Annotated in this window: 14 protein-coding genes; 11 read left to right on the top strand and 3 right to left on the bottom strand. The window is 61.5% G+C overall.

Annotated elements, in window-relative coordinates:
- Window positions 1-128: 128 nt before the first annotated feature.
- Window positions 129-254: a hypothetical protein gene (locus tag AX724_RS24715; protein ID WP_269454129.1), complete on the bottom strand. Its 126-nt coding sequence runs from the start codon at window positions 252-254 to the stop codon at window positions 129-131.
- A gap of 105 nt (window positions 255-359) precedes the next feature.
- Between AX724_RS24715 and AX724_RS22715 the strand changes: the two genes are divergently transcribed.
- Window positions 360-1,250: a MucR family transcriptional regulator gene (locus AX724_RS22715; protein WP_082733435.1), complete on the top strand. Its 891-nt coding sequence runs from the start codon at window positions 360-362 to the stop codon at window positions 1,248-1,250.
- Window positions 1,251-1,600: 350 nt separating this feature from the next.
- Here the strand turns inward: AX724_RS22715 and AX724_RS07775 are convergent, their stop codons facing one another.
- Window positions 1,601-3,310, bottom strand: coding sequence for a flavin-containing monooxygenase (locus tag AX724_RS07775; protein ID WP_082733434.1), 1,710 nt, complete (start codon window positions 3,308-3,310; stop codon window positions 1,601-1,603).
- 646 nt (window positions 3,311-3,956) lie between these two features.
- Here AX724_RS07775 and AX724_RS07770 point away from each other — a divergent pair.
- From AX724_RS07770 to qhpE, 10 genes are all read left to right on the top strand, one after another.
- Entirely contained in the window at window positions 3,957-9,914 is a 5,958-nt protein-coding gene (locus AX724_RS07770) for an autotransporter outer membrane beta-barrel domain-containing protein (protein ID WP_156448019.1), read from the top strand.
- A 266-nt stretch (window positions 9,915-10,180) separates the two neighbouring features.
- The gene (locus AX724_RS07765; protein WP_066765083.1) at window positions 10,181-10,648 is read left to right on the top strand and encodes a (2Fe-2S)-binding protein; all 468 of its coding nucleotides are present in this window, start codon (window positions 10,181-10,183) and stop codon (window positions 10,646-10,648) included.
- Window positions 10,645-12,828, top strand: coding sequence for a xanthine dehydrogenase family protein molybdopterin-binding subunit (locus AX724_RS07760; RefSeq protein WP_066765081.1), 2,184 nt, complete (start codon window positions 10,645-10,647; stop codon window positions 12,826-12,828). Before AX724_RS07765 ends, AX724_RS07760 begins: the two co-directional genes overlap by 4 nt.
- 179 nt (window positions 12,829-13,007) lie before the next feature.
- Window positions 13,008-14,732 carry a quinohemoprotein amine dehydrogenase subunit alpha gene (gene peaA, locus AX724_RS07755; RefSeq protein ID WP_066765080.1) on the top strand — a complete coding sequence of 575 codons (1,725 nt, stop codon included), beginning with the start codon at window positions 13,008-13,010 and terminating at the stop codon, window positions 14,730-14,732.
- A complete protein-coding gene (peaB, locus tag AX724_RS07750; RefSeq protein ID WP_066765078.1) occupies window positions 14,729-16,177 on the top strand; it encodes a quinohemoprotein amine dehydrogenase maturation protein in 1,449 nt (482 codons plus the stop codon). Before peaA ends, peaB begins: the two co-directional genes overlap by 4 nt.
- On the top strand, window positions 16,174-16,554 hold the full coding sequence (gene qhpC / locus AX724_RS07745) for a quinohemoprotein amine dehydrogenase subunit gamma (protein WP_066765075.1): 381 nt from the start codon (window positions 16,174-16,176) through the stop codon (window positions 16,552-16,554). The genes peaB and qhpC overlap by 4 nt, the downstream gene beginning before the upstream one ends.
- A gap of 8 nt (window positions 16,555-16,562) precedes the next feature.
- Window positions 16,563-17,654, top strand: coding sequence for a YncE family protein (locus AX724_RS07740; RefSeq protein ID WP_066765073.1), 1,092 nt, complete (start codon window positions 16,563-16,565; stop codon window positions 17,652-17,654).
- Complete coding sequence (locus tag AX724_RS07735) at window positions 17,651-18,673, top strand: hypothetical protein (protein ID WP_231736564.1); 1,023 nt, start codon at window positions 17,651-17,653, stop codon at window positions 18,671-18,673. Before AX724_RS07740 ends, AX724_RS07735 begins: the two co-directional genes overlap by 4 nt.
- The gene (locus AX724_RS07730; protein ID WP_066765071.1) at window positions 18,670-20,418 is read left to right on the top strand and encodes an ABC transporter ATP-binding protein; all 1,749 of its coding nucleotides are present in this window, start codon (window positions 18,670-18,672) and stop codon (window positions 20,416-20,418) included. The genes AX724_RS07735 and AX724_RS07730 overlap by 4 nt, the downstream gene beginning before the upstream one ends.
- Window positions 20,411-21,067 carry a subtilisin-like serine protease QhpE gene (gene qhpE, locus AX724_RS07725; RefSeq protein WP_066765069.1) on the top strand — a complete coding sequence of 219 codons (657 nt, stop codon included), beginning with the start codon at window positions 20,411-20,413 and terminating at the stop codon, window positions 21,065-21,067. Before AX724_RS07730 ends, qhpE begins: the two co-directional genes overlap by 8 nt.
- On the opposite strand, the gene AX724_RS07720 is transcribed toward qhpE, so the two are convergent.
- On the bottom strand, window positions 21,043-23,079 hold the full coding sequence (locus AX724_RS07720) for a tetratricopeptide repeat-containing sulfotransferase family protein (protein ID WP_066765067.1): 2,037 nt from the start codon (window positions 23,077-23,079) through the stop codon (window positions 21,043-21,045). The two genes, qhpE and AX724_RS07720, sit on opposite strands and share 25 nt — an antisense overlap.
- Between the last annotated feature and the right edge of the window lie 19 nt (window positions 23,080-23,098).

The raw sequence follows: 23,098 nt of genomic DNA, 5'->3' as shown, positions 1-23,098 counted from the left end.
AAAGGGGGTCCCTCTTCGACGCCGATCGGGGGTCCCTTTTGAACGCCGTTTGACAGCATCATCGCTATGTCGTGTCTGACGCTTGAAGTAATGGAGCAGGCCCGGCGCCTGCGTGCGGTAGGTCTGGGTCAATAGAGTGTGTCGACCTCTTCGTCCGCCGGCGGAATGACCTCCATGGACCGCCCGTCGATGCATTGGGGGACTTCTTCGCTATAGTGTTCGTCCAGGACGGAAGCACGAAAGGGACGGGACACGAAACACCTGGCCATCCGGCCGATCTACCCTGGTCCTGGCATTTACAATTTATTCTTGCACGCGCAGTATCCGCTTCTGTCCCTCTAGATCACGGGTTCGCATAAATGGCCGATGAAACACCCAATGAATTCACGACGCTCACCGTCCAGCTACTGAGCGCCTTCGTCTCCAACAATACGGTTCCTGCCGAAGGTCTGGCTGACTTGATCAAGTCGACCCGCGCGGCGTTGGCCGCGAACTTGGTTGCGAGCGAGGTCGCGCCGGAAGCGCCGGTATTCGCGCCCGCCGTGTCGATCCGTAGAAGTACTGCTTCGCGCGATTTCATTCTGAGCCTGATCGACGGAAAGCCCTATAAGACATTGAAGCGACATCTGGCACAGCATGGTTTGACGCCGGATCAGTATCGCCATCGGTTTAATCTGCCCAAGTCCTATCCTATGGTCGCTCCAGCCTATTCCGACGCCCGGCGAGCCGTCGCCGAAAAGCTGGGTCTGGGTAGAAAGCCCACGAAGATTACAAAGAACGGCAAGGAGAACGCTTTGCCGAAGGATGCGGCTTCGAAGATCAATTCAGTTCCGCCCAGCATGAAGGTTGCCGCTGAAGCAGCCGATGTCGGCACAAAAAATGATAAGGCGGATAGGGCCAAGACGGCATCAAAAACGAGGAAGATAGCTGCTCTGGAGACTGCCTCGGCCAAGCCGGGGAAAAAGGATCTATCTGCGGGCAAGAAAACAGCGCGCAAGCGTTTGTCGATTGCTATGCCAACCGACGACAAGCCCGTTCCCGCGCCCAAAGCTGGCAGGAAAGATCAAGCCGTTTCCCTTGGGGGCGAGGCGGAAACGATCAAGCCAAAGAGGACCGGGAAAGCTCAAAGCTCACCGAAGGCGGCCAGGCCAGCGGCAAAGCCGAAATCGTCGGCATCGACTGTGAAAGCAGGCACTGCACCTGTCACGGAGGATGGCGAATTGAAGCAAGCCGTGGCTGGCAAGGCGTGAACGAATAGAGCGCGGCGCCATGTGCGCCGCGCTTCGCTACTCTGCAGATGATTCACCGGCATCCGGGATTTGGACCCTGATCCGACGTTCAACCGCAGATTTCCCGTTCCAAGGTCCGGGGTCCGAAAGGTCCGGTTCAGAGGGCTGTCGACCAAGAGCCGGTCGTCCAGACAGGCCGACGTTGAAGTCCGCTTCTGACACAACCTCCTAGAGTCTTTCGAAGCGGACGGCATCGTCCGCTGACTGGGAAAATGCGGAAAACAAAAGATAACTAGAGCATGATGCGATTCCGTATGAACGGATCATGCTCTAGGAGGCATTTCGAAGCGGAACGTCCCCACTTAAAGCACTCATCCCGCAGGCGCAGGTTGAAGCTCTGGTAAATCCGTTTTGCTGACGGGTGCCACTTCGTTTTCGATCCGGGTCATGACGAACCCTCTATAATCGTCCTCCGCAATTTCGGCGCATAACGCTCTGAATGCTGGATTACCTCCGGCATAGAACAAAGCTTCGCGCTTGTTAGCCCCGCGAATGTTTTTGTTGACGCCGGTCAACCAGGAGTCGATTTTGAAGATCAGCGACTTTTCGAGCAGTTCATAGCAGCTTTGGTTCCATTGTTCCTGAGCCTCGGCGGTCGGCTCAATCGACAACACGCCTGTCTCCCGCGCGTGTTCCAACATCTCCATGACCCAGTCGACGGCCGCAACGGAACAACGCGGAATATTGCAGAAGACCGTTCCGTTCTGCGGCCCCACAAGCGTGAAGAAATTGGGAAAGTTTGCGATCTGGAGACCAAGATAAGTCTTCACGCCATCTTCATTCCAAAGGTCGTTCAATAGGCGGCCATCCCTGCCACGCACCTCGAACCGGCAAAGCGCTCCCTTGATCGCGTAGAACCCCGTCGCATAAATAATCACGTCGAATTCGCGGAGCTGGCCGTCGCTGGTCCGGATTCCCGTCGGCTCGATGCGGTCCAGCGGAGTTTCCTTCAGATCGACGAGGGAAACATTATTTTGATTATACACTTCATAGTAATTGGTCTCGAGCGGAACGCGACGGGTTCCAAATCCATGGTCCTGCGGTATCAGCTTATCCGCCAGTCGAGGATTTTTTACGCGTTCACGGATTTTCTTGCGGACAAATTCACTGACGAGTTCATTCGACTGAGGGTCCGTCCGTGAATCTTGATAATTGCCCTGCCACAGCCTGAAGCCAGGCCCCTTGTACAATTCCTCATAGGTCGCCTCGCGCTCTTCGGCAGACAGGTCGATTGCGTTTTTCTCTATCGGCTTGTGTGCGAACCCAGAAAATGTGGTGTTCAGGAAATCGTTCAACTGTTCGCGATTGCGCCTGTAATGATCCAGTTCACTCGCTGGGAGCGGACCATTGCCAAGCGGCGTGCACCAGTTGGGGGAGCGCTGGAAAACAACAAGCTCCCCGGCGACTTTGGCCATTTCCTGAATTATCTGAACACCTGACGAGCCCGTACCGATCACTGCAACCCGTTTGCCGCTGAAGTCGAGTTTCGCGCCCGAATTACTCTCCGGATCGCGCGGCCAGCGAGCGGTGTGGTACCATTCACCCTTGAATGTGTGGACGCCCGGCACGTTCGGCATCTGTGGCGCCGAAAGTGGTCCCATGGCCGAAAACAGGAATCGCGCGGTGATTGGCGCGGACCCGCCCTCTTCGAGCTCGACGATCCAGAACTTGTTGTCGTCGTCCCACTTTGCGCCCTTGACCCGCTGATTGAAGGTGTAATCCTTGCGGATGTCCATCAGATCTGCGGCGGTTTGAATATATTTCAAAACCTCGGGCTGGCCGGCAAAGCGCTCCGTCCAGTTGAACTTTTCAACCAGTTCGTCCAACCAGAAATAACCATAAGTGTGGCTTTCGGAATCAACCCGACAGCCGGGATATCGATTCCAGAACCACACGCCCCCAACGTCGGGCGCGGCTTCGATGCCTTTGACAGAAAAGCCGGCTTCACGCAGTTTATATGTCTGGTAAATGCCAGAAAATCCGGCTCCGATTACGATCGCATCAAAATCTGGCTCAATCATGACATTATTCCGTTTCAATACAGCCAATGTTCAAAGCAATTATCGCGTCGGCCTCATTGCTTTATCTGAAGCTGCTTGATCGGGCCTCGATATGATTTGATCGAGATCAAGGAGATCGAAATGCCGCTTAGCGCTGGAATTTGATTCACATTCGTGAAATTTGTGCCTTGCGGCGATGGCTACGGCCTATGGGGATTTGGCGGGAGACGTGATTCACGCTTCGGATGGAACGCTTCGTCCTGATGGAAGCCCAATGGGCAAGGTGGAACCGCACTGTCTTGGCAAGCGAACGAAAATCTCGGCCGATTTTGAGCATTCTGTTGTTGCGACGCCGATCCCCGTGATGAATATCGTCATCACAAATTTCCATTCACCTCCAATTTTTTACGTCTCGACAAGAACGGGATGGCACGCCATGTCACGGTAATAATTGAAATTTTGACGCTGCACCGGCGTTGCATTCGGGGGGTTTTTAATGATCGGCGGGACTATGATATCGGCGCGTCGCTGGACCTTGGCGCTTGGCACGAGCGTAGCCGCCCTGGCAACCGCTTCAGCCTTCCCCGCATGGGCGCAATGCATCCCGTCTCCGGCCGTGGCGGACAGTATCACAACTTGCAGCGGCACTGAAACCAATGGTCTGGTTGTGGCCGTCGACAAGGCACAGATCGTGGTCGATGCCGGTGCCGTGGTTTCCGGGCCTGGGCGTGGTGGCATCATGGTTATGCCGCCGGCCGGAACGGACAGTTACGAGGCTGCCACGTCCACGATCATCGTGCGTGGGACAGTATCAGGCACCGCTGCCGGAATTATGGTTGCTTCCAGTCAGCCGGGTTCTCCCGATTACTCTTACGGCCTTCGGACGCAAAGCGCGATTGTCGTCGAACAGGGTGGTGCGATTCAAGGCGATGTGGGCGTTGAAGTAAATCCGATCGGGGAATATTCTAGCGGTTGGGCGTGGGTTACGATCGACAATAGCGGGACAATAAGCGGGACCAGCGGTATCGCCCTGCGCGGCAATGACTCGGCAAGCGGTCGCTTCGATTGGATTCGAAACAGGGCGACTGGCGTTATTGGTGCTATTTCAGGTCAGGTCGGTTCGCTCAACAATGAAGGGCTAATTGACGGCGGCGCGGATAGCGCAATCAGCGATTTACCTGCCGCTTATTCTTACTATGGCCAAGGCACAATTGCAAACGGCGGCACCATTCGTTCAAGCGGAGCCGCGGCTACCATTCTCCAGTATAGAAACTTCAATCCGGGCAATTATGTCGAAAATACCGGCACGATTGAAAATCTGGGTTCGGGCGCCGCAATTGCCGGCAATACCATCTTCTACCTAGATAATGGTGCAACCGGGATCATTCGCAGCGCGTCGAGCGCGGCTATAACCGCGCCAGCCTATCTGTCGATCAACAATGCTGGCCGCATCGAAAGCGCGGGCAACGCGATTGAAACCGGTGGCCGTATCCTACTGACCAACAGCGGCACCATCACCGGCAATGTCGTGTCCACCACTAGCAATCCATATAGCGGCAGCATCATCGACAATCGGGCGGGGGTGATTGACGGCGATCTATTGCTTGGTGATGGCAATGACGTGTTCATCGCTGATAGTGCCGGCATCGGCACCATCACCGGTCGACTGGATGCTGGCGGTGGTGTGGATACACTGCGTTATCTGTTCGATGCGGACACGACCCTCAATGCAGGAACTGCGTTGCCCGCAAGTTTCGAGCAGATTGCCCTGTGGGTCGGCAGGAGTTCAACCCTGACCCTGGGTTCGGCCTTCACCTCGAACAACACTATCGCGGTCGGCGGAGGAGACCCTTCATTCTACAATCCGGAAGACCGCTTCACCAATCAGGGCTTGATCGACACTGACGGACAGGCATTGGTCAGCGACAATAATGCGTCAGGCGGCCTGACTGTTCGTAATGAAGGCGACATCCGGGCCCGCCTCGACAATCCCGGCCAGTTTGCGGTGGACCTGGGCAATGAAGCCTATTTCAGCAACGCGGGAACGATCACCGCGACCGGTGGCAACGCCGTTCGCTTCACCAGAGGCTATGAGCTTGCGAACAGCGGTTCCATTATCGCCGATGGGACGGCAGTCAGCACAACGATAGCCCTCGCCAATAGTGGGACGATCAAGTCCACGAACGGTGTGGGCGCAGATCTGAGCAACGCTTATCAGGGTCGCTCATCCAATAGCGGACTGATAGAGGGGCATAGCATTGGCGCTCGTCTCTATTATTCCACCCTGGTCAACAGCGGGACCATCACGTCGGACGGGGCGGCGCTGGAATTCGGCTATGGCGCTATTCTCTACAACGAAGCTGGTGGCGTCGTACAGGGCGGCACGGCGGCTGTCCGTCAGTCTTCCCTTTATCCCGGCTCAGGCGGTTCGTTGATTTCCAACGCGGGCCTGATCCAAGGAAATGTCGATTTCGGCAGCGGCTACGCCGGCACGATGTCCGGTAATGTATTTATCGCGCGTGCGGGTGGCATATTGAACGGCAACTTGAACCTGGGCAGTGGCAATGACACGCTGGTGACCAGTTTCGTGAATGAAGGCCCTGGCCTGTTTTCTGGAATCAGCGGCGTGGTCACCGGCAACGGTAGCGAAAATCTTCGTTATGTCATTGACGGAACGATCGCGACGAACGTCGGCAAGGTCGGCATATTCTCGCGCAAGGGCTATGATCTGGCTCCCGGTAGCACGCTGAACCTCACTGGATCGGCCACAGCGGCCGACACGCTGGTCTTCGCCGGTCAGGGCAGCGTCGATCTGACGGCGGATATGAACGGCGGCCTTTCTGATCCGCTGATCCGCATGAATGTCGCCTCCTACCTCACCGATGCGGAGGGGCAAACGCTGGCCAATGCCATTACGCTGGTGAGTCACGGCACCTTGTCCAAGACGATCGCCGACCCCTATGCTTTTGGCGCGCCCCTTATTGCCCTCGGCACAGGTAACAGCTTTGAAAACGCCGGAACGGTGCGCGCGACGGGCGGTCAATATTACCGGCTGACGGCTGTGGCTGGTGGCGGCACCCTGATCAACAGCGGCGTCATCGAAGTCAGTCATGCCGATGCCTTCAGTGGCGGTGTCTATTCGTCTTACGACTACGCGAAGGTGATCAATGGCGGCATCATCCGGGAGGCTGCCAATGGCGACGGGACGTCGCGAGGTGTCGTCAACGCCAATGTGCTCATCAACAACGGCACGATCGATATGGGCGGGGCGGCTGTCGTATATAATTATCTCGTCTCCGGCGCTGATCTGACGAACAATGGCCTGATCCGTAGCGCTAACGGCGCAGCGATCACCGGCTCTTATAATCTCGTTTCGATCCGCAATGAGGCCGATGGCGTTATCCAGGGTGGTGGTATTGGTGCAGCTATTGCTCTGGGCAATGGTCAAATCCGCAATGCCGGCACCATCAAAGGCGATGTCCAATTCGGCGTCGATTATTATGGCGCTTCAGGCCTCTACATTGCCGATGGTGGTACGATCGAAGGCGATCTGCGTTTTGGCAGTGGGAACGATATGTTCCTGCAGATCAGCGACGATCTTGGTGTGACCGGTACGATCGATGGCGGTGCCGGCCAGGACATGTTCGGTCGCGTCTTTACGCAGGACGCCACAGTCATGCTGGGCGGCCGTCCCGACATCGGGTTCGAGCGCGATTATCTGTTGGCACAGGCAGGGGCAACCATATCGATCAATGCGTCGGCAACGTCAGCTGATACGCTGTTTGTCGGCGGGGAAGGAACGATCGTCAACTTAGCTATGCTCGACGGGACCGTGTCGACGGGCATTCCCTATTACTCTTCCGAAGCTTTTGCCGCCTATCTTCCCAGAAAATTGGCGTCCTTTGTCAATCGCGGCACAGTGAACGGCGGTTTTGCCGGCACGACCACCTCTTTTGAAAATCAGGGGAGCATCGGTATCGGCGGTGCCACTAGCATGGCAGCGGTCAGTCAATATGGTTATCAGGGCGATCTCAACTTCGCCAATAGCGGCACGATCACCGGCTCCGCCTTTGGTGCGGTCAATCTGTTTGGCGAGGGTATTTCCGCCGTCAACCTTCGCAATGATGGGCGGATTGTGGGCCATATGACAGTGAACGCTGCCTTCGCCAATGATGTGGCAGGCAGCATCGAAATAACGAATAGCGGCCTCGTCGATGGAAACATGAACATCGTCGCGACCTTTGCCGGAGAAAATTCTGGCAATGTGGTGGCGAATAATAATGGAACGATCCGCGCTGATACCGGCAACGCCTTCGCAATTATCAACGATCGCTATACCGGGATAAGCAGTGGAAATTATTCGCTGAACAACAGCGGCTTGATCGAAGCGGATGGCGGGGCAAGCGCTGCGGTCGGCCTTTGGCTGAACCGGTATAACACGAGCGATGCTGCCCATATTGCCAACAGCGGTACGATCCGCGCCAATGGGGATGGGGTGACCGAAACCTATTCCTATTGGGGAGCCGCCGATTTTATCTATACGACGCCGTCAGCCGCTATCGCCCTCACTGGCAATGACGAAACGAGTTTGACCCTGTCCAACGCGGCAGGCGGCATGATCGAGGCAACGGGCGACCTGTCCACCGCTGTCGTGGCGACCGGTGCGGCGTTGACGCTCGACAATGCCGGTACGATCAGGGGCGGCGCGGGAACGACCCTCGGCGATGCCGACCAATTCGCCCTCTGGCGCGGCAATCCCTATCTGGCCGGGGCGATCCAGACGGTCGGCGTTGCGGCGGACCGCGTTACCAACAGCGGCACGATTGTCGGATCGATTGACCTGGGCTTTGGCGACGATGTGATCGTCAATCGCGGCACGATCATCGGCGATGTCTATCTGCGCGACGGCGACGACAGTTTCACCCAATTGGCGAGCGCGATCGTACAAGGCACGGTTGATGGCGGCGCTGGCACTGACAGCTTCATCGTCGATGCCACCGGCGGCGGCGCGGTGAATGCCGACCAGTTCGTCAATTTCGAGCGCTTCTCCCAGATCGGCACCGGCAATGTCAGCTATTCGGGCAACTTCGGCTTCGACACGATCGACCTGGACGGCGGACGTCTGGTGGGGCTTGCCGGCTCCACCATCCGCGCGGACAGCATTTGGGTGCGCCAGGGGGCGACGTTCGGGTCCGCTGGCCATGTGATCGGCAATATCAATGTCGCAGGGACGCTCAGCCCAGGCGCATCGCCCGGCACGATGACCGTGACCGGCAATGTCGCGCTGGCGGGCGGATCGACCACGCTGATGGAGATCAGCCCGACTCTGTCCGATCAGTTGCTGATTTCCGGCACGCTGACGATCGCGCAGGGCGCTGGCCTCGTCCTGACCGCCGATCAGCAGATAAGGCCCGGCACTACGCTGGACCTCATCATCGCCAATGGCGGTATATCGGGCAGCTATACCAGCATCGTGAAGTCCGACAGCCTGTTCGGTTTCATCGTTCAGGATGACAAGCGCATCCGCCTGCTCGGCCAGTTCCTCAACAGTGGCAGCTTCACGCCGCAGCTACAGCGCGCCATCGATTATACCAACGGGGTGATCGGTGCAGGTACGGCCGGCGATGGCCTGATCGACGCGCTGCCGGTACTGGCGAGTGCATCGGGTGCATCGAACAGCGCGGCATTCGCGCGCCTGACTGCTGAACCTTATGCCTCTGCGACCCAGATGGGTGTGGAAAATGGCCTGACGATCGCCAATGCCACGCGCAGCATTGCCCGGCTGTCGGGCGACGACGCGCCGCGCGCATTCAGCATCGGCCAGTATCTGGGTGGCCTCGGTCGGATCGCGGCCGACGACGGGGCCGGTCTGTCGGCAAGCCGTTCGCGCAGCTATGGCCTGCTGGGCGGTCTGGGCATCGGCACGGATCGTTGGTCGATCGCGGGCTTTGGCGGCTATCTGGACTCGCGTCAGACGCTGCGCCAGTTGGGATCGCAAACCGACGCCGATGGCTGGTTCGTCGGCGTTGCGGGCAGCTATGCGACGGGTGCGCTGCGGTTCGACGCGACGCTGGCCTACCACCAGCTCGATGCCGATACCGATCGCCTGACGCCCGATGGCGGCAAGGCGCATGGCCGCTACCGCCTCAAAAACTGGGTGGGCGATCTGTCCTTCTCCTATGAAGCGGTGCTGGGCAGCGATTGGGCGGCACAGCCGGACATCGGCCTGACCTATGTCGCGACGACCCGCACAGGCGTGCGCGAAGACAATGGCACCGTCTGGGCGCTCGACGTTGCGAAGGACGAGCATGATGCCCTGTTCGCCGATGGCGGCATCGCCTTTGGCCGCAGCCGGGCGTCGGACGCGTCATTCCGTCCGTTCGTGCGGCTGGGTGTCCAATATCAGCTGAAGGGCCGCGGCGTTGAGGCGCTGGGAGGCTTTGCAGGCTCGAACCTGAACCTGCTCTCGCTTGGCGCGCGCCGTGGCGGACTGGTCGGCAGCGTCAGCGGCGGCGCAGAGATGCGGGTCAGTTCCACCCTCTCCCTGTTCGCCAACGCCGCCCAGACCTATAGTGAGGATGATCGGCGGGCATCGGCCAATATCGGGATGAAGTTCGCCTTCTAAGACATCGAAGCGCGCAGCCAAAAACCACCTCGCATGTCGGAGGGACTTTCCCTCGAGATTTTCTCTCCGACATCGCTATCCCATGAACGCGACATCGATAGCACCTTCTTCACCTCTTCGCTTAGGAGCGGTTGGACGGGTCAGCTCGATTATCGATGTATGGGAGCCGCTCGGCGGCGCATGTGCGCAAGCCGCATATAAAACGGCTGGACAACGGCTGTCATTTTGTCAACCCATTGCCTGGGTGCTGCAAAGCGGGGACGGCAATGGCGATCAACCTCAAAGTCAACGGGCGGGTGCGGACGGTGGAGGCTGATCCTGCCAAGCCCCTTTTGTGGGCGCTGCGCGAGGATCTCGACATGGTCGGGACCAAGTTCGGCTGTGGCGCCGGGCTATGCGGTGCCTGCACGGTTCATCTTGACGGTAATCCGGCACGCGCCTGCCAGACGCCGATTGGCGAAGCGCAGGGCATGGCCATCACCACGATCGAGGCTGTGGCGCAGAGCGATGCCGGAAAACGGATTTCCGCAAGCTGGGTAAAGCTGGACGTACCGCAATGCGGCTATTGCCAGGCGGGGCAGATCATGAGCGCGACTGCGCTGCTGGCAAGCAATCCCCAACCGACCGATGACGATATCGATGCCGCGATGACGGGCAATCTGTGCCGCTGCTCGACCTATGTCCGTATCCGCGATGCGATCAAGGATGCGGCCAGGGCGGGAGCCAAGGCATGAACGCGCCCGACCTGTCGCGCCGAAAGTTCCTCAGCGCCTCGCTGCTGGCGGGAGGCGGATTGCTGTTCGATCTTAGCATTCCGCTGGCGGATGCTGCGGAAACCGCGGCGCAGGTCGTGACCGCGTTCGTTCGGATACTCCCTGACAACCGGGTCGTCATAGGCGCGAAAAATGCCGAGATCGGCCAGGGCGCCAAAACGATGCTCCCGATGCTGATCGCCGAAGAACTGGATGTCGATTGGGCGCAGGTGACGATCGAGCAGACCCATGCCGATCAGAAGATATTTGGCGGGCAAAGTGCGGGCGGCAGCCGCACCACGCCGCGCGAATGGCTGCCCACCCGCACCGCCGGTGCCGCCGCCCGCGCGATGCTGGTGTCCGCGGCCGCCCAAGGCTGGGGCGTCAATCCCGCCTCCCTGGTGACGCGCGGCGGCAAGGTGATCGACCCGGCGTCCGGCCGCAGCGTGACCTACGCATCGCTGGCCGCCACCGCCGCCAGGCAGCCGGCGCCGGACCCCGCGACGTTGACGCTGAAGGATCCGAAGGATTTCCGCATCATCGGCCAATCCATCGGCGGAGTGGATACCCCCGCGATCGTCGCGGGCAAGCCGCTGTTCGGGATCGACTTCAAACTGCCCGGAATGCTGTACGCCGTGCTGGAAACCTGCCCGGCCTTTGGCGGCACGTTGAAGTCCGCCAATCTGGACGCGGTGCGCCGGATGCCCGGTGTCGCCCATGTGCTGACGATCAAGGGTGACGGCACGCCGGAATCCTTGTTCGATGGCGTCGCCATCCTGTCGAAAAGCTGGTGGAGCGCCAATCGGGCGCGCGATGCGCTGAAAATCGATTGGGACATGAGCGCTGTCGGCGGCTTTTCCACGGAAGCCTATGCGACACAGGCCGCCGAGCGGCTGAAGGGCAAGGCGGATGGCGACATCCTGCGCAGCGGCGATGTGGAAGCGACGTTCGCGACGGCGGCCAGGACGGTCAGCGCGCATTATGACTATCCTTTCCTGGCGCATGCCACGCTGGAGCCGCAAAACTGCACTGCCCTGTTCAAGGACGGAGCGATCGAGATCTGGGCGCCGACGCAAAATCCGGAAAGCGGGCGCGGACTTGTGGCCAAGGCGCTGAACCTGGCCCCGGACAATATCCGCATCAACTTCACGCGGATCGGCGGCGGGTTCGGCCGGCGGCTGATGAACGACTATATGGTGCAGGCGGCCGCCATCGCGGCGCAATTGCCGGGTGTGCCGGTAAAGCTGCTCTACAGCCGGCAGCAGGATGTCCAGCGGGATTTCTATCGTCCGGCAGGCTGGCATGGTTTCCGCGCTGCGCTGGACAGGAGCGGTAAGCTCACGGCCTTCCACGATCATTTCGTGACGTTCGGCAAGGACGGCAAGCCGGTGCGATCGGCTGACATGCCGGCGCACGAACTGCCCGCCGGCCTCATCGACACGGTGTTGCTTGAACAGAGTTTTCTCGCCACCAACATGCCGACCGGCTGGCTGCGTGCTCCCGGTTCCAATGCGCTTGCGTTCGTGACCCAGGCCTTCCTTGATGAAGTGGCGGAAGCGGCGGGGAAGGACCTGCCGACGCTCATGCTGGAACTGCTCGCCCAGCCGCGCGCGCTGCCGCGCGGCCCCAATGCGCCACCCTTCCTGACCGGCCGGGCCAAGGGCGTGATCGAAAAGGTGCTGGCGATGAGCGGCTGGGCCGACCGTGGCCGGCTTCCCAAGGGACATGGCAAGGGTTTTGCCTTCTACCATAGCCATATGGGCTATTTCGCCGAGGTGCTGGAGGTGACGCTGGTCGACGGCATGCCGAAGGTTGCGACCGTGTGGGTCGCCGGCGATGTCGGAAGCCAGATCATCAATCCCATGAACGCGCTGCATCAGGCGCAGGGGTCGGTCATCGAGGGCCTGGGTCAGGCACTGGCGGGGCAGAAGATCACGCAGGTCGCGGGGGCGGTCGAGCAGGCCAATTTCGATACGCATCCCTTGCAGCGCATCAGCGACACGCCGCGGATCATCGTCGAGTTCGTGAAGACCGACTATCCGCCCACCGGAATGGGCGAACCTGCCCTGCCACCGGTCATTCCGGCGCTGGTCAACGCACTACACGCAGCGACCGGCAAACGCATCCGGACCCTGCCGATCGTGCCGGAAATGTTCGCCTGAACATCCTATCTCCAACACCCTCTTTACTTGCCGTGAAAAACTCTTGATGATCGTCAAGATTTATGGCGGATCGGCATGGGGCCGTTCGTCATGCCGATCAGGGAGCCCGGAAAAAAGCTCCCGGCTAAGCTCGGCTGCGTCCAGGCAAAAGACCGGACGCCATTTTGGGGGGCACCAGGGTGAAGCAGCTTCGGTTGAAGTTCGGCATGTTGGCGTTGTTTTCCTCATCGATCGTGCTTGCCCAGGCAGATGGCGGGCCTGGGGGCGCGACCATGAAGGAGACCGAAGAGGGCATTCCTGTCACAGATCCCCTGGCCACGGAAAAATGCGGCAGCTGCCATGCGCCGGACGCGAAAGGCAACCTGTCCCGCATAAGCTGGGTGCGCACAACGCCGGAGGGCTGGGCGCAGGCGATCAAACGCATGGTGCGCTTGAACGGCCTCAGCATCACGCCCGACGAATCGCGCGCAATCGTCAAGTCGCTTTCCGCCTCGCATGGACTGGCGCCCGAAGAAGCGCGGCCGGTCATGTACCTGCCCGAAAAGCGCATCGTCGACGAGGTGCTGCCCAACGAGACGATGCGGGGCGCCTGCGCAAGTTGCCATGCCTATGCCCAGCCCTTGTCCTGGCGGCGCTCGAAGCTCGAATGGAAGACGTTGCAGGACATGCACGTCGCTCTCTATTCGCAGGCCGACGCGCAATATCGCCGCCCGGCCGAGGACGCAGAGCAACCGGCCGGCCGCGACCCCAAGGACAAGCTGACGCGCGGGGAATATGCGCTGACCTATCTGCCCAAGGTGGCAGGACTCCACACCCCCGAATGGGCGGCCTGGAGTTCGCGCCTGCGTGCGCCCCGACTGGCCGGCGAATGGCTGGTGGTGGCCTCGGTGCCTGGCCAGGGTCGGTTCGTCGGCACGATGACGGTGTCGCCAGGCGAAGCGAAGGATGAGTTCACGACCAGCGCGTCACTCACCTCGCTAGCCAATGGCGCCACCGTAAGTCGGAACGGCAAGGGACTGGTCTATTCCGGCTATAGCTGGCGCGGCTCCTCGAAGGGCGGGGCCGCGGCGAGCAAGCCTGACGACCTGAACAGCGCGGCGCGGGAAACGCTGTGGTTCGCGCCCGACCAGCAGCATGCCGATGGGCGCTGGTTCTGGGGCGAGTACCAGGAATTCGGGTATGACGTGAAGCTGGTTCGCGCGACCGCAGCGCCCGCCATATTGGCGGTGACGCCGGGTGCTGTGAAGGCCGGAACCAAAGGCGTGGAAGTCACCATCTGGGGGCATAATCTGCCGGTTTCGCTGACCGCTCCGGATATCGATCTGGGCTCGGGTGTCACCGTCGCAAAAGTCGTGTCGGCGACGCCCGGCAAGGCTGTGCTGATGGTCGACGTGGCAGCCAGCGCACCAGCCGGCCAGCGCGACATTGGCATTGGCGGCGCGGTTCTGGAAAAGGCGTTCCCCGTCTATCGCGCGGTGGATTATCTCAAGGTCACACCGGAAACCAGCCTGGCGCGGCTGGGCGGGACGAAATTCCCCAAGGGCTATCAGCAGTTCGAGGCGGTGGGTTATGACAACGGCGTGGACGGCAAGCCCGGCACCAGCGACGATGTCACCATCGGCCCGGTCGATGCGAACTGGTCCATGCAGGAATTCATGTCGGTCTATTATGATGACGACATGAAATATGTTGGCGCGCTCAGCCCGACCGCCTTCTTCACGCCTGGACTGGAGGGCCCCAATCCCGAGCGGCGGTTCAGCCGCAACAATTATGGTGAGGTCTGGGTCGTCGCTACCGCGAAGCGGGAAAAGGACAAGTTCGGCAAGCCGCTGAGCGCACGATCTTATCTGGTCGTCACCGTGCCCATGTACCAACGTTTCGACCAGCCGGAGGTGTCGCAATGAACGCGGTGCATACGCCGACCTACCGCCGCGCCGAATATCATGGCTTTTCCGCAGGGGGCAGCGCTTTCGTCTATCTTGTGAGCGCTGGTGCGATCTTCGAGATCGATGAACAGGTGCAGCACGTGCTCGACCGCATCGGCGGTAAGGAACTCAGCCATGCGTCGCTGGTGCGCGAATTGGCGGATCAGGGCGGTGACCTGCCTGCTGCGGAAGCGCTTGTGCGCGAATTGCGGGCGGCGCAGCTGATCCATCTGGGCGCCACCCCGCTTTCAGTGCCTGAAGCGCCGCCGGCCGATTTCCCGCTTCAGGCGCTGGTGCTCAACATCACCAACCAATGCAATCTCGCCTGCACCTATTGCTACGAATTTGGCGCGGACAAGATCGCTACACCGGCCGGCAAGCCTAAATATATGACGATCGAGACCGCGAAGGCGTCGGTCGATCTGTTGATCGCCGAAGCCGCCGGCCGACCATCGGTCCACATCACCTTTTTCGGCGGCGAAACCTTGATGAACTTCAAGCTTTTGCGGGACGTGGTGGACTATGCCAATTCTGCCACTGCGGCGGCAGGGAAGGGGATTACCTACAGTCTCACCACCAACGCCACGCTGCTGACGCCGGAGATTGTAACCTTCCTGTCCGACAACAGGATTGGCGTCACCGTTTCGATGGACGGCCCGCCCGAATTGCAGGACAAGCATCGCGTCTATAAAAACGGTAAGGGCAGCTACGCGGTGATCGAGCCCCGACTGCGCACGCTTATCACCCATCACCGGACCCGTGCCGTCACCGCTCGCGTGACGTTGACCGAAGGCGTTACGGATGTCGTGCGGATATTCCGGCATCTTAAGGATGATCTCGGCTTTCACGAGGTCGGCTTTGCGCCTGTGACCACGGGCGAGACGCGGGCCTATTCCATCGATGCAGGCGGCATGGACAGCGTGCTGGCACAATTCAACCTGCTGGCGCAGGAATGGCTGGAATTTGCGCTGCGCGGGGAAGTGCATGGCTTCACCAATGTCAGCGAGACGATCAGCGAACTGATTGCGGGCGTCAACAAATCGCACCCCTGCGGCGCGGGCATGGGGCTGATGGGGGTCAGCCCTTCGGGCGACCTGTCGCCCTGCCACCGTTTTACCGATGCCGACACCCATGTGATGGGCCATGTGTCGAGCGGCATCGACCGGACCAAGCAGGGCGATTTTCTCAGCCGGGGCCATGTGGCCGCCAAATATGACTGCCAAAGCTGCTGGGCGCGGCCCCTCTGCGCCGGAGGCTGTCATCATGAGGCCTTCGTCCGGTACGGCGATACCGGCCACGCCAATCTCCATTATTGCGACTGGATCCGGCAATGGACCGACACCTGCCTGCATATCTATGGCGAGCTGGCTGTCAAAAATCCCGGTTTTCTCGAGCGTTTCGCTGAACGAAAGGGGCTGTCATGAAGCATCTTCGTGCCATCAACAAAAAGGCGCGGCGCATCGATGCCGCCGTGACGCAGATGGAAGCGGCCATGGAGGCCGCCGCTGCTTCCGGCGCGACGCCGTCCGACATGGAGGAGGACGTCGTCGCCCTGCAGCAGACGCCTCGCCCGCATGTGCCGATGGGTTGCACCCTGTCTTTCTCGCCGGGATGGGAAGTGGACGCCGGCGGCGGCACGGCGGGCCTCTGCCAGCCGGTGGAGCGCGACATCTATGACTGCTACGTCACCTGCTTCTGGCCGGTGCAGGTGCCCGATCATGTGAACTATTCGCCGGACTGGGCCAGCAATTGCGCCACGGCGACCAAGGACTGGCGCAATCTCGATCTGGTGTTCCCATGAGGCGCGCGATGCAGACCATCCGCTTCGCCATGGCCGTTGGCCTTGCCGCCCTGGGCGCGCTTCCTTCGCAGGCGGCGACCCTGTTCATGGGCGCCTATCCCGACGTGCTGCTGGTCTTTGACGAGAGCAAGGGCGCGGTAACGCAGAAGATCAAGCTGGATACCGGCCTGCCGACGGCCATGACCCTGTCCGATGACGGCAAGCGCATCTATGTCTCGACTATCACCACCAGCGGGATCGAGGTGATCGATGCCGCCAGCCGCAAGGTGGTCAGCAAGTTCAGCCTGAACGACGGCCCCAGCCGGGTGCGCTTCTGGGGAGGGGTACCGGACCCGGCCGGCCGCTATTTCTACACGATCATCAGCAAGATCGACAAAGGCATCGACCGCTACACGGTCAGCAAGCCGCTTTACGGCGTGATCGACCTGAAGCTCGGCAAGCTGGTGCGCACCGCCGAGATCGAGAAGGATGACGAGAAGGCGATCGGGGGCTACCGCGTCGCCTTCAAGGTATCGACCGACGGTAAATATCTTTACGCCTTCGGAGAGAAGGTCATCATCATCGATACGGCGACCCTGAAGGCTATGGACCGGATCGACCTGGCCAAGCCCGAAGGAACGGGGTTGGAGAATGTCGGCTTTGGCGGTTCATTGGAGACTCTGCGTACGCCCGGCCAATATGTATCCCTGTTCAACGCAGCCGATCCTTACATCCACAACAAGATGTTCGGCGTCGCCCGGTTCGACCTCAACAGCCGTCAATTTGATTTCACGCCGATCGGCCCGGCACCCGCCGCCATGGCTGGGCTGGAGGTGACGCCGGATGGGAAGCAGGCCTATACCGTCGTCACCAACGGTACGCTGGGCGCGAAGCGGTGCGAATTCTGGCATATGGACCTTTCCACCAACGCCGTGGTGGACAAGGCGGAATTCCCCTGCCGGTCGCGCTTTCGCTTCGGCATGTCGATGGATGGCAGGAAGCTCTACATATATGGGGCCAGCTTCGACATAGAAGTCTATGATGCGAAGACGCTAAAGCTCGAAGCGACCTGGGATCTGGGCAATGATGCGACCGGCGCGGGCATGGTGGCCGTGCCGTGAACCCGTCTGGCGATCCCGGCACTCCGATGGCGGTGGCCATTCGGGGCAGCGGGATTGCCGCCAGCGCTTGTGCCTATTTGCTGAAGGAAGCGGGCCTTCGCGTCGCGATGGACGCCGCCCGCCGCCCACCCTTGCCGAGCATGATGTTGAGCGAAACCGCGCTGACGCTGATGCGCGACCTGTTTGGCCGCCCCGATCTGCTGGCCGATGCGCCGCGCGTTCGCCGCCGGCTGGTGGCTTGGGGCGGCGAACCGGTCATGGTGCCGCATGATGCGGCGCTGGCATCGGAATCTCTGGTGCACCGCGCTCTGGCCGTGCAAGCAGATGATGGAGCCATGGGCGCGCCCGATTTCAGCATTCTTTCCGCTCCCCCGCTGCCGGCGGGAGAATTGCATATGTTCGGCGAGCGCCATGCCATCGCCGCGCGCGCGCGATTGCGAGATTCTGCCCGCCATGAGGAAAGTCGGATAGAAGCGGTGGAGGCGGGTTGGCTGTTCCTGGTGCCTGCGGAAGGGGAGGAGGGGTGGCTGCTCTGCGTCGGGGGAAGCATTGACGCGCTGCTGGGGCAAAGCCGACTGATCGCGCCAGTGGTCGAACCAATCGATGGACCGTCACAGGCCTTCCCGGCGGCGCCTCGCCTGCACCTGCCGCTGGTTGGCGGCGACTGGCTCGCCTGCGGCACGGCAGCGATGGGCTTCGATCCGATCTGCGGCGATGGTGCGGCGCAATCCGTCAGGCAGGCCATATTGGCTAGCGCCGTGGTGTGCGCGATCGTCGAAGGCGGGGATCGGGACGCGTTGCTCAGCCATTATCAAGCGATGCTCATCGCGACGATGCGCCGGCATCTGCTGCTCAGCGCGCAGTTCTACGCCAATGGCGGGCAGAGCGACTGGTGGCGGGCGCAGCATCGCGCGCTGATGCAGGGACATGGCTGGTGCACTGGCCTGCTGGCAAAATTTCCCGAACCGCAATTCGTGCTACAGGGGCTGCGGCTGGTACCCCGGCGGGCCGCGGCTTGAGCGGGTCGCCGCCTCCACCGGTGGCCGACTGGGGCAGCTATCGCAGGCTGTTGCCCTATATCCGTCCCTATTGGCGTGGTCTGTTGCTGGTGCTGGGGATCAGCCTGCTTTCGACGGCGCTGGGACTGGCCCAGCCCTATCTCTCCAAACTGATGATCGACCAGGCGCTGCTGCGGCGGGACATGGGGGCGCTGCTGCTGATTGCCGGCATCATGGTCGTGGTGACCGTGCTTGGCTTCGGGGTCAATATCCTGGCGAGCTATCGCTATGTTCGATTGTCGGCGGCGATGCTCTACGACATCCGCGCCGCGCTGCTGCGCCATCTCCAGACACTGTCGCCGCGCTTCTATGCTAGCTTCCGGCTGGGCGATCTCGTCTCGCGCATGAACAGCGACGTCAGCGATGTGCAGCGTGTCGCGTCCGATACGCTGCTGTCGGTGGTGAGCAACCTGCTTTTCTTCGTCGGCTGTGTGGCGATGATGCTCTGGCTCGACTGGCGGCTGTTCCTTGTGGGCAGTGTGCTGGCGCCGGCAAGCCTGGCCGCGTTTGTTCACTATCAGCGCAAATTGACGGCCCTGACCCGCGACATGCGTGAACGCAGCGCCGATCTGGGCAGCTTGCTGGTCGATACGGTGATGGGAATGCGCGTCGTCACGGCGCTTCGAGCGGGCGAGCATGAGGTCGAGCGGTTCAGGACCAAGAACGACGCCTTCATCGGCGCGATGCTGAAGATGCAGATAGCGTCCTATATGACCGGGGCGCTGCCCGGCACGGTGATGACGGGGGCGACCTCCGCGGTGATCCTCTATGGCGGATGGCGCATCATAGAGGGCGACATGAGCATCGGTACGCTGGTCGCCTTCATGGCCTATCATATGCGGCTGCTGTCGCCGATCCAGACGCTGATGGGGCTGACGGCGGGACTGGCATCGGCGCGCGTGTCGCTGGCGCGCATATTCGACCTGTTGGACGCCAAGTCCGAAGTGACGGAACGCGCCGGGGCGCTCGCGATCGGGCCTGTGCGTCAGGGCATCTGCTTCGACCGCGTCGGCATGCGCTATGATCGCGATGCGGTGCTGCACGACATCAACCTGACCATAGAAGCCGGCAGCTTGTGCGCCCTTGTCGGGCCGAGCGGGGCCGGTAAATCGACCATGGCCGACCTTATGGTTCGCTATCTTGATCCTTGCGCGGGGCGCATCCTGCTGGACGGCCACGACCTGCGCGACATCCTGCTGGACGATCTGCGCCGTCAGGTGATGCTGGTCGATCAATCGCCCTGGCTGTTCAATGACAGTATCGCCGGCAATATCGCTTTTGCCCTGCCTGACGCGCGCACCGTAGATATTGAGACAGCAGCCCATGCTGCCGGCTTGGACGCGTTCCTGGCGCGCCTGCCGGACGGACTGGAGACCCGCTGCGGCGAGCGCGGTCTAGCGCTGTCTGCGGGGGAAAGACAACGCATCGTTATCGCCCGCGCCTTGCTGCGCCGCCCGTCGGTGCTCATCCTCGACGAGCCGACATCAGCGCTGGACGGCGACTCCGAAGCGCTCGTGGCCGGGCGGCTGCGCGACGCGTTGCCCCACGCTACGATCATCGTCATCACGCATAAGCCGGCGCTGGCACGGCTTGCCGATCAGGTCGTGACCCTCGCCAACGGGCAAGCGCATGTCGTCCGGCAACCCGCGCCGGATAAGGAGCCTCGTCCCCAGCGTCTCGACATGGTCCCGACGGTCCATGCCTGATCCACTGCGCATCGCCGTGATTGATAGCGGGGTTCAGTCAAATCATCCCCACATCGACGCAGACAGGCTGCTGTCCGGCCTTGCGATCGCGAAAGATGGCACGGTGCTGAGCAAGGACACGGCCGACAGGCTGGGCCATGGCACGGCGGTCACCGCTGCGATCCAGCATCAGGCTCCCGATGCGATCTGCCTGCCGATCCGGGTCTTTCATGACAGGCTGAGCAGCACGCCGCGCGCGCTTGCGGCGGCGATCGAGGTGGCCGTGGCCGAACGCGTCGATCTCATCAACCTCAGTCTCGGGACCGTCAATCCGGCCCATAGCGGTATCTTCGCGGCGGTGGCCGATCATGCTCTGGGCGCAGGCATTTTGATCGTGGCCGCGCGGGACAATGAGGGGACACTCTGCTATCCGGGCAGCCTGAAGCAGGTGCTGGGCGTCGGCGTGGATTGGGACTGCCCGCAAAGCGACTATGCGATCCGCGGCGGACTGGCCTTCGCGTCCGGCCATCCGCGCCCGATCCCTGGAGTGCCCCAACGGCGAAATCTCTTCGGGGTCAGTTTCGCCGTTGCCAATATGACCGGACTGATCGCCCGCCGGGGCAGGGTCGTTCCGGCTGATTGGCTTCAACTCACCGGCACATCGGGATAGGCGTCCACCAGCGGCCCCAAGGCCTCCGCCAGCGGCGTCAGCCAGGGCTGGAATCGCTGCCAGTGATCGACGCCACTGGTGTAGATGGGTTGCCGCACCTGTTCCGAACTCGCCGTGCGCACAGCGCGGTCATTGCGCCAGAAGGCGATGCAGGCTTCCTCGAAATCCAGGCCCAGATAGGCAAGCAGCCGATCGACTTCTCCTGCGGTGTCTGCGACCATGCGCTCGTAGATGACCCGATGGACCTGACCCGGCGCGGCTGCATCATAGGCCGCCATCAGGCCGACATAGTCGCGATAGTAGCGACCGATGTCGCGCAGGTCATAGCTGAATGCCTGACCGCGGGCGAAATGCTGCTTCCACGCGGAAAAGCAGCAGCCCATCGGATGGCGTCGGGCGTCGATGATGCTGGCGTTGGGCAGGATCAGCTTGATGAGGCCCACATGCTGCCAATTGTTGGGCATCTTGTCGATGAAGCGCGGTTTGCCGCTCTGTCGATGGACGCGGGTCTGTTCCACATATTCCTCGCCAAGCCGCCGCCGGTCCGCAGGCGAGAGCGAGGCGATCATCGAGCGGAAGTCGGGAAATTCACCGTCGTCCACGCGCGACTGCAGGCGGCCGGCGATGACCATCATCTCGGGCAGTTCCATCGTTCCTTCGACCTGGCTGTGGCTCGCAAGGATCTGCTCGATCAGCGTCGATCCGGCGCGTGGCAGCCCGACGATGAAGATCGGATCGGAGGATGGGCAACCACCATCGCCCATCGCCGTGAGGAAGGGCGCGGTGAACGTCGCCGCCACTGCCATCACCTCGGCGGAAAATTCGTCGGAATCGTACCGCAGCAACGCGCGGCGCAACTGATTGCCACGGTCGTAATGGCGGAAGGCTGCCTCGTCCGCTTTCCTGTCCTCCCACGCCTTGCCCAGCGAGAAATGAAGGTGGAAGGCGTCTTCGCCCTCGCCTTGGCCATCCTGTTCCAAAGTTGCCAGCGCCTGCTCCATCGTGGCAATGTCGCTGGCATCCAGTGTCACCGTCTTGAGATTGGCGAGGCTCCACCAGGCTTCACCCATGGTCGGCCGATGATGGACGGCCTGACGATAGGCATGGACGGCGTCCGCCTGACGCCCCAGCGTCTTGAGCGCGTGACCCAGATTCTGCCAGACCTGCGGCTGATCGGGGCGTTCGCGCAGCAACCGCTCGTAGATGGCGCTCGCCTCCTCCTGATCGCCCAATCGCACCAGCACGGATGCGCGGATCAGGTCATAGCCAGGATTGTGGATCGGCGACCGCGTCAATATCTCGGCATGGGCCAGCGCTTCGGGCAGCCGGTTATTCTGCAACAGCAGGCGGATCAGGAAATCGCGCGCCAGATCGAAACCCGGCGCGAGATCGAGGGCACGCTCGACCAGCACCAATGCGGCGCTCATGTCGCCGCGCCGCCACTGGACTTCGCCGCGCAAGCGGGTACCGGCGGGATCATCAGCCAGTCGTTCCGATCGGGCAAGCAGCATCGCGTCCGCTTCTTCCAGGCGGCCTTCGTTCATCGCCATCGCCGCTTCCAGCAGGTCGCGATCGCGGGACGCGGCGTGGATGCCGGACAGGTCTGCACGCCAGGCGTCCGAATCGCGTCCCGTCGCGCGCAACGCGCGGGCCAGCAGAAACCAGCCGGCAGCCGCTGCCGGTTGCAGGCGGGTGAGCCTTTCAAGCGCGGCAATGGCCTGAGGCAACGCGCCAGCCTCCTTCGCGGCCTGCGCCAGTTCCCATAGAATGGCCGCTACCTCGGGATGACGACGGGCGAGGGGGGAGAGGCGGGTCAGCGCTGCCTTTGGCTTGCCTAATCGCCGCAAGGCTTGGCCGATCAGCAATTCGGCCGGAGCTAGGCGGCCTGCGCGGCGCAGGATTTCCTCCGCTTGCGCCAGCGTCTTGTCAGGATGCGTGTCCAGCCAGCTCGCCGCCTGGGCCATGGCCGTCCGGACGCTGTCGGTAGCAGTGGCGGCAGGCACTTTCCCCATGGCCCCTCACATTGTGCAA

The sequence above is a fragment of the Sphingobium sp. CCH11-B1 genome (genome assembly GCF_001556865.1).
Taxonomy (GTDB): Bacteria; Pseudomonadota; Alphaproteobacteria; order Sphingomonadales; family Sphingomonadaceae; genus Sphingobium.
The sequence above is the reverse complement of the archived record's forward strand: the minus strand, read 5'-3'. Positions and strand labels throughout refer to the sequence as shown.

What these genes read in the sequence shown, in the direction of transcription:
- AX724_RS07760 (WP_066765081.1), top strand. Translation starts at nt 10,645, where the DNA reads ATGAACGCGCCCGACCTGTCGCGCCGAAAGTTCCTCAGCGCCTCGCTG.
- AX724_RS07775 (WP_082733434.1), bottom strand. Translation starts at nt 3,310, where the DNA reads ATGATTGAGCCAGATTTTGATGCGATCGTAATCGGAGCCGGATTTTCT.
- AX724_RS22715 (WP_082733435.1), top strand. Translation starts at nt 360, where the DNA reads ATGGCCGATGAAACACCCAATGAATTCACGACGCTCACCGTCCAGCTA.
- AX724_RS07720 (WP_066765067.1), bottom strand. Translation starts at nt 23,079, where the DNA reads ATGGGGAAAGTGCCTGCCGCCACTGCTACCGACAGCGTCCGGACGGCC.
- peaB (WP_066765078.1), top strand. Translation starts at nt 14,729, where the DNA reads ATGAACGCGGTGCATACGCCGACCTACCGCCGCGCCGAATATCATGGC.
- AX724_RS07765 (WP_066765083.1), top strand. Translation starts at nt 10,181, where the DNA reads ATGGCGATCAACCTCAAAGTCAACGGGCGGGTGCGGACGGTGGAGGCT.
- qhpC (WP_066765075.1), top strand. Translation starts at nt 16,174, where the DNA reads ATGAAGCATCTTCGTGCCATCAACAAAAAGGCGCGGCGCATCGATGCC.
- AX724_RS07740 (WP_066765073.1), top strand. Translation starts at nt 16,563, where the DNA reads ATGCAGACCATCCGCTTCGCCATGGCCGTTGGCCTTGCCGCCCTGGGC.
- qhpE (WP_066765069.1), top strand. Translation starts at nt 20,411, where the DNA reads ATGCCTGATCCACTGCGCATCGCCGTGATTGATAGCGGGGTTCAGTCA.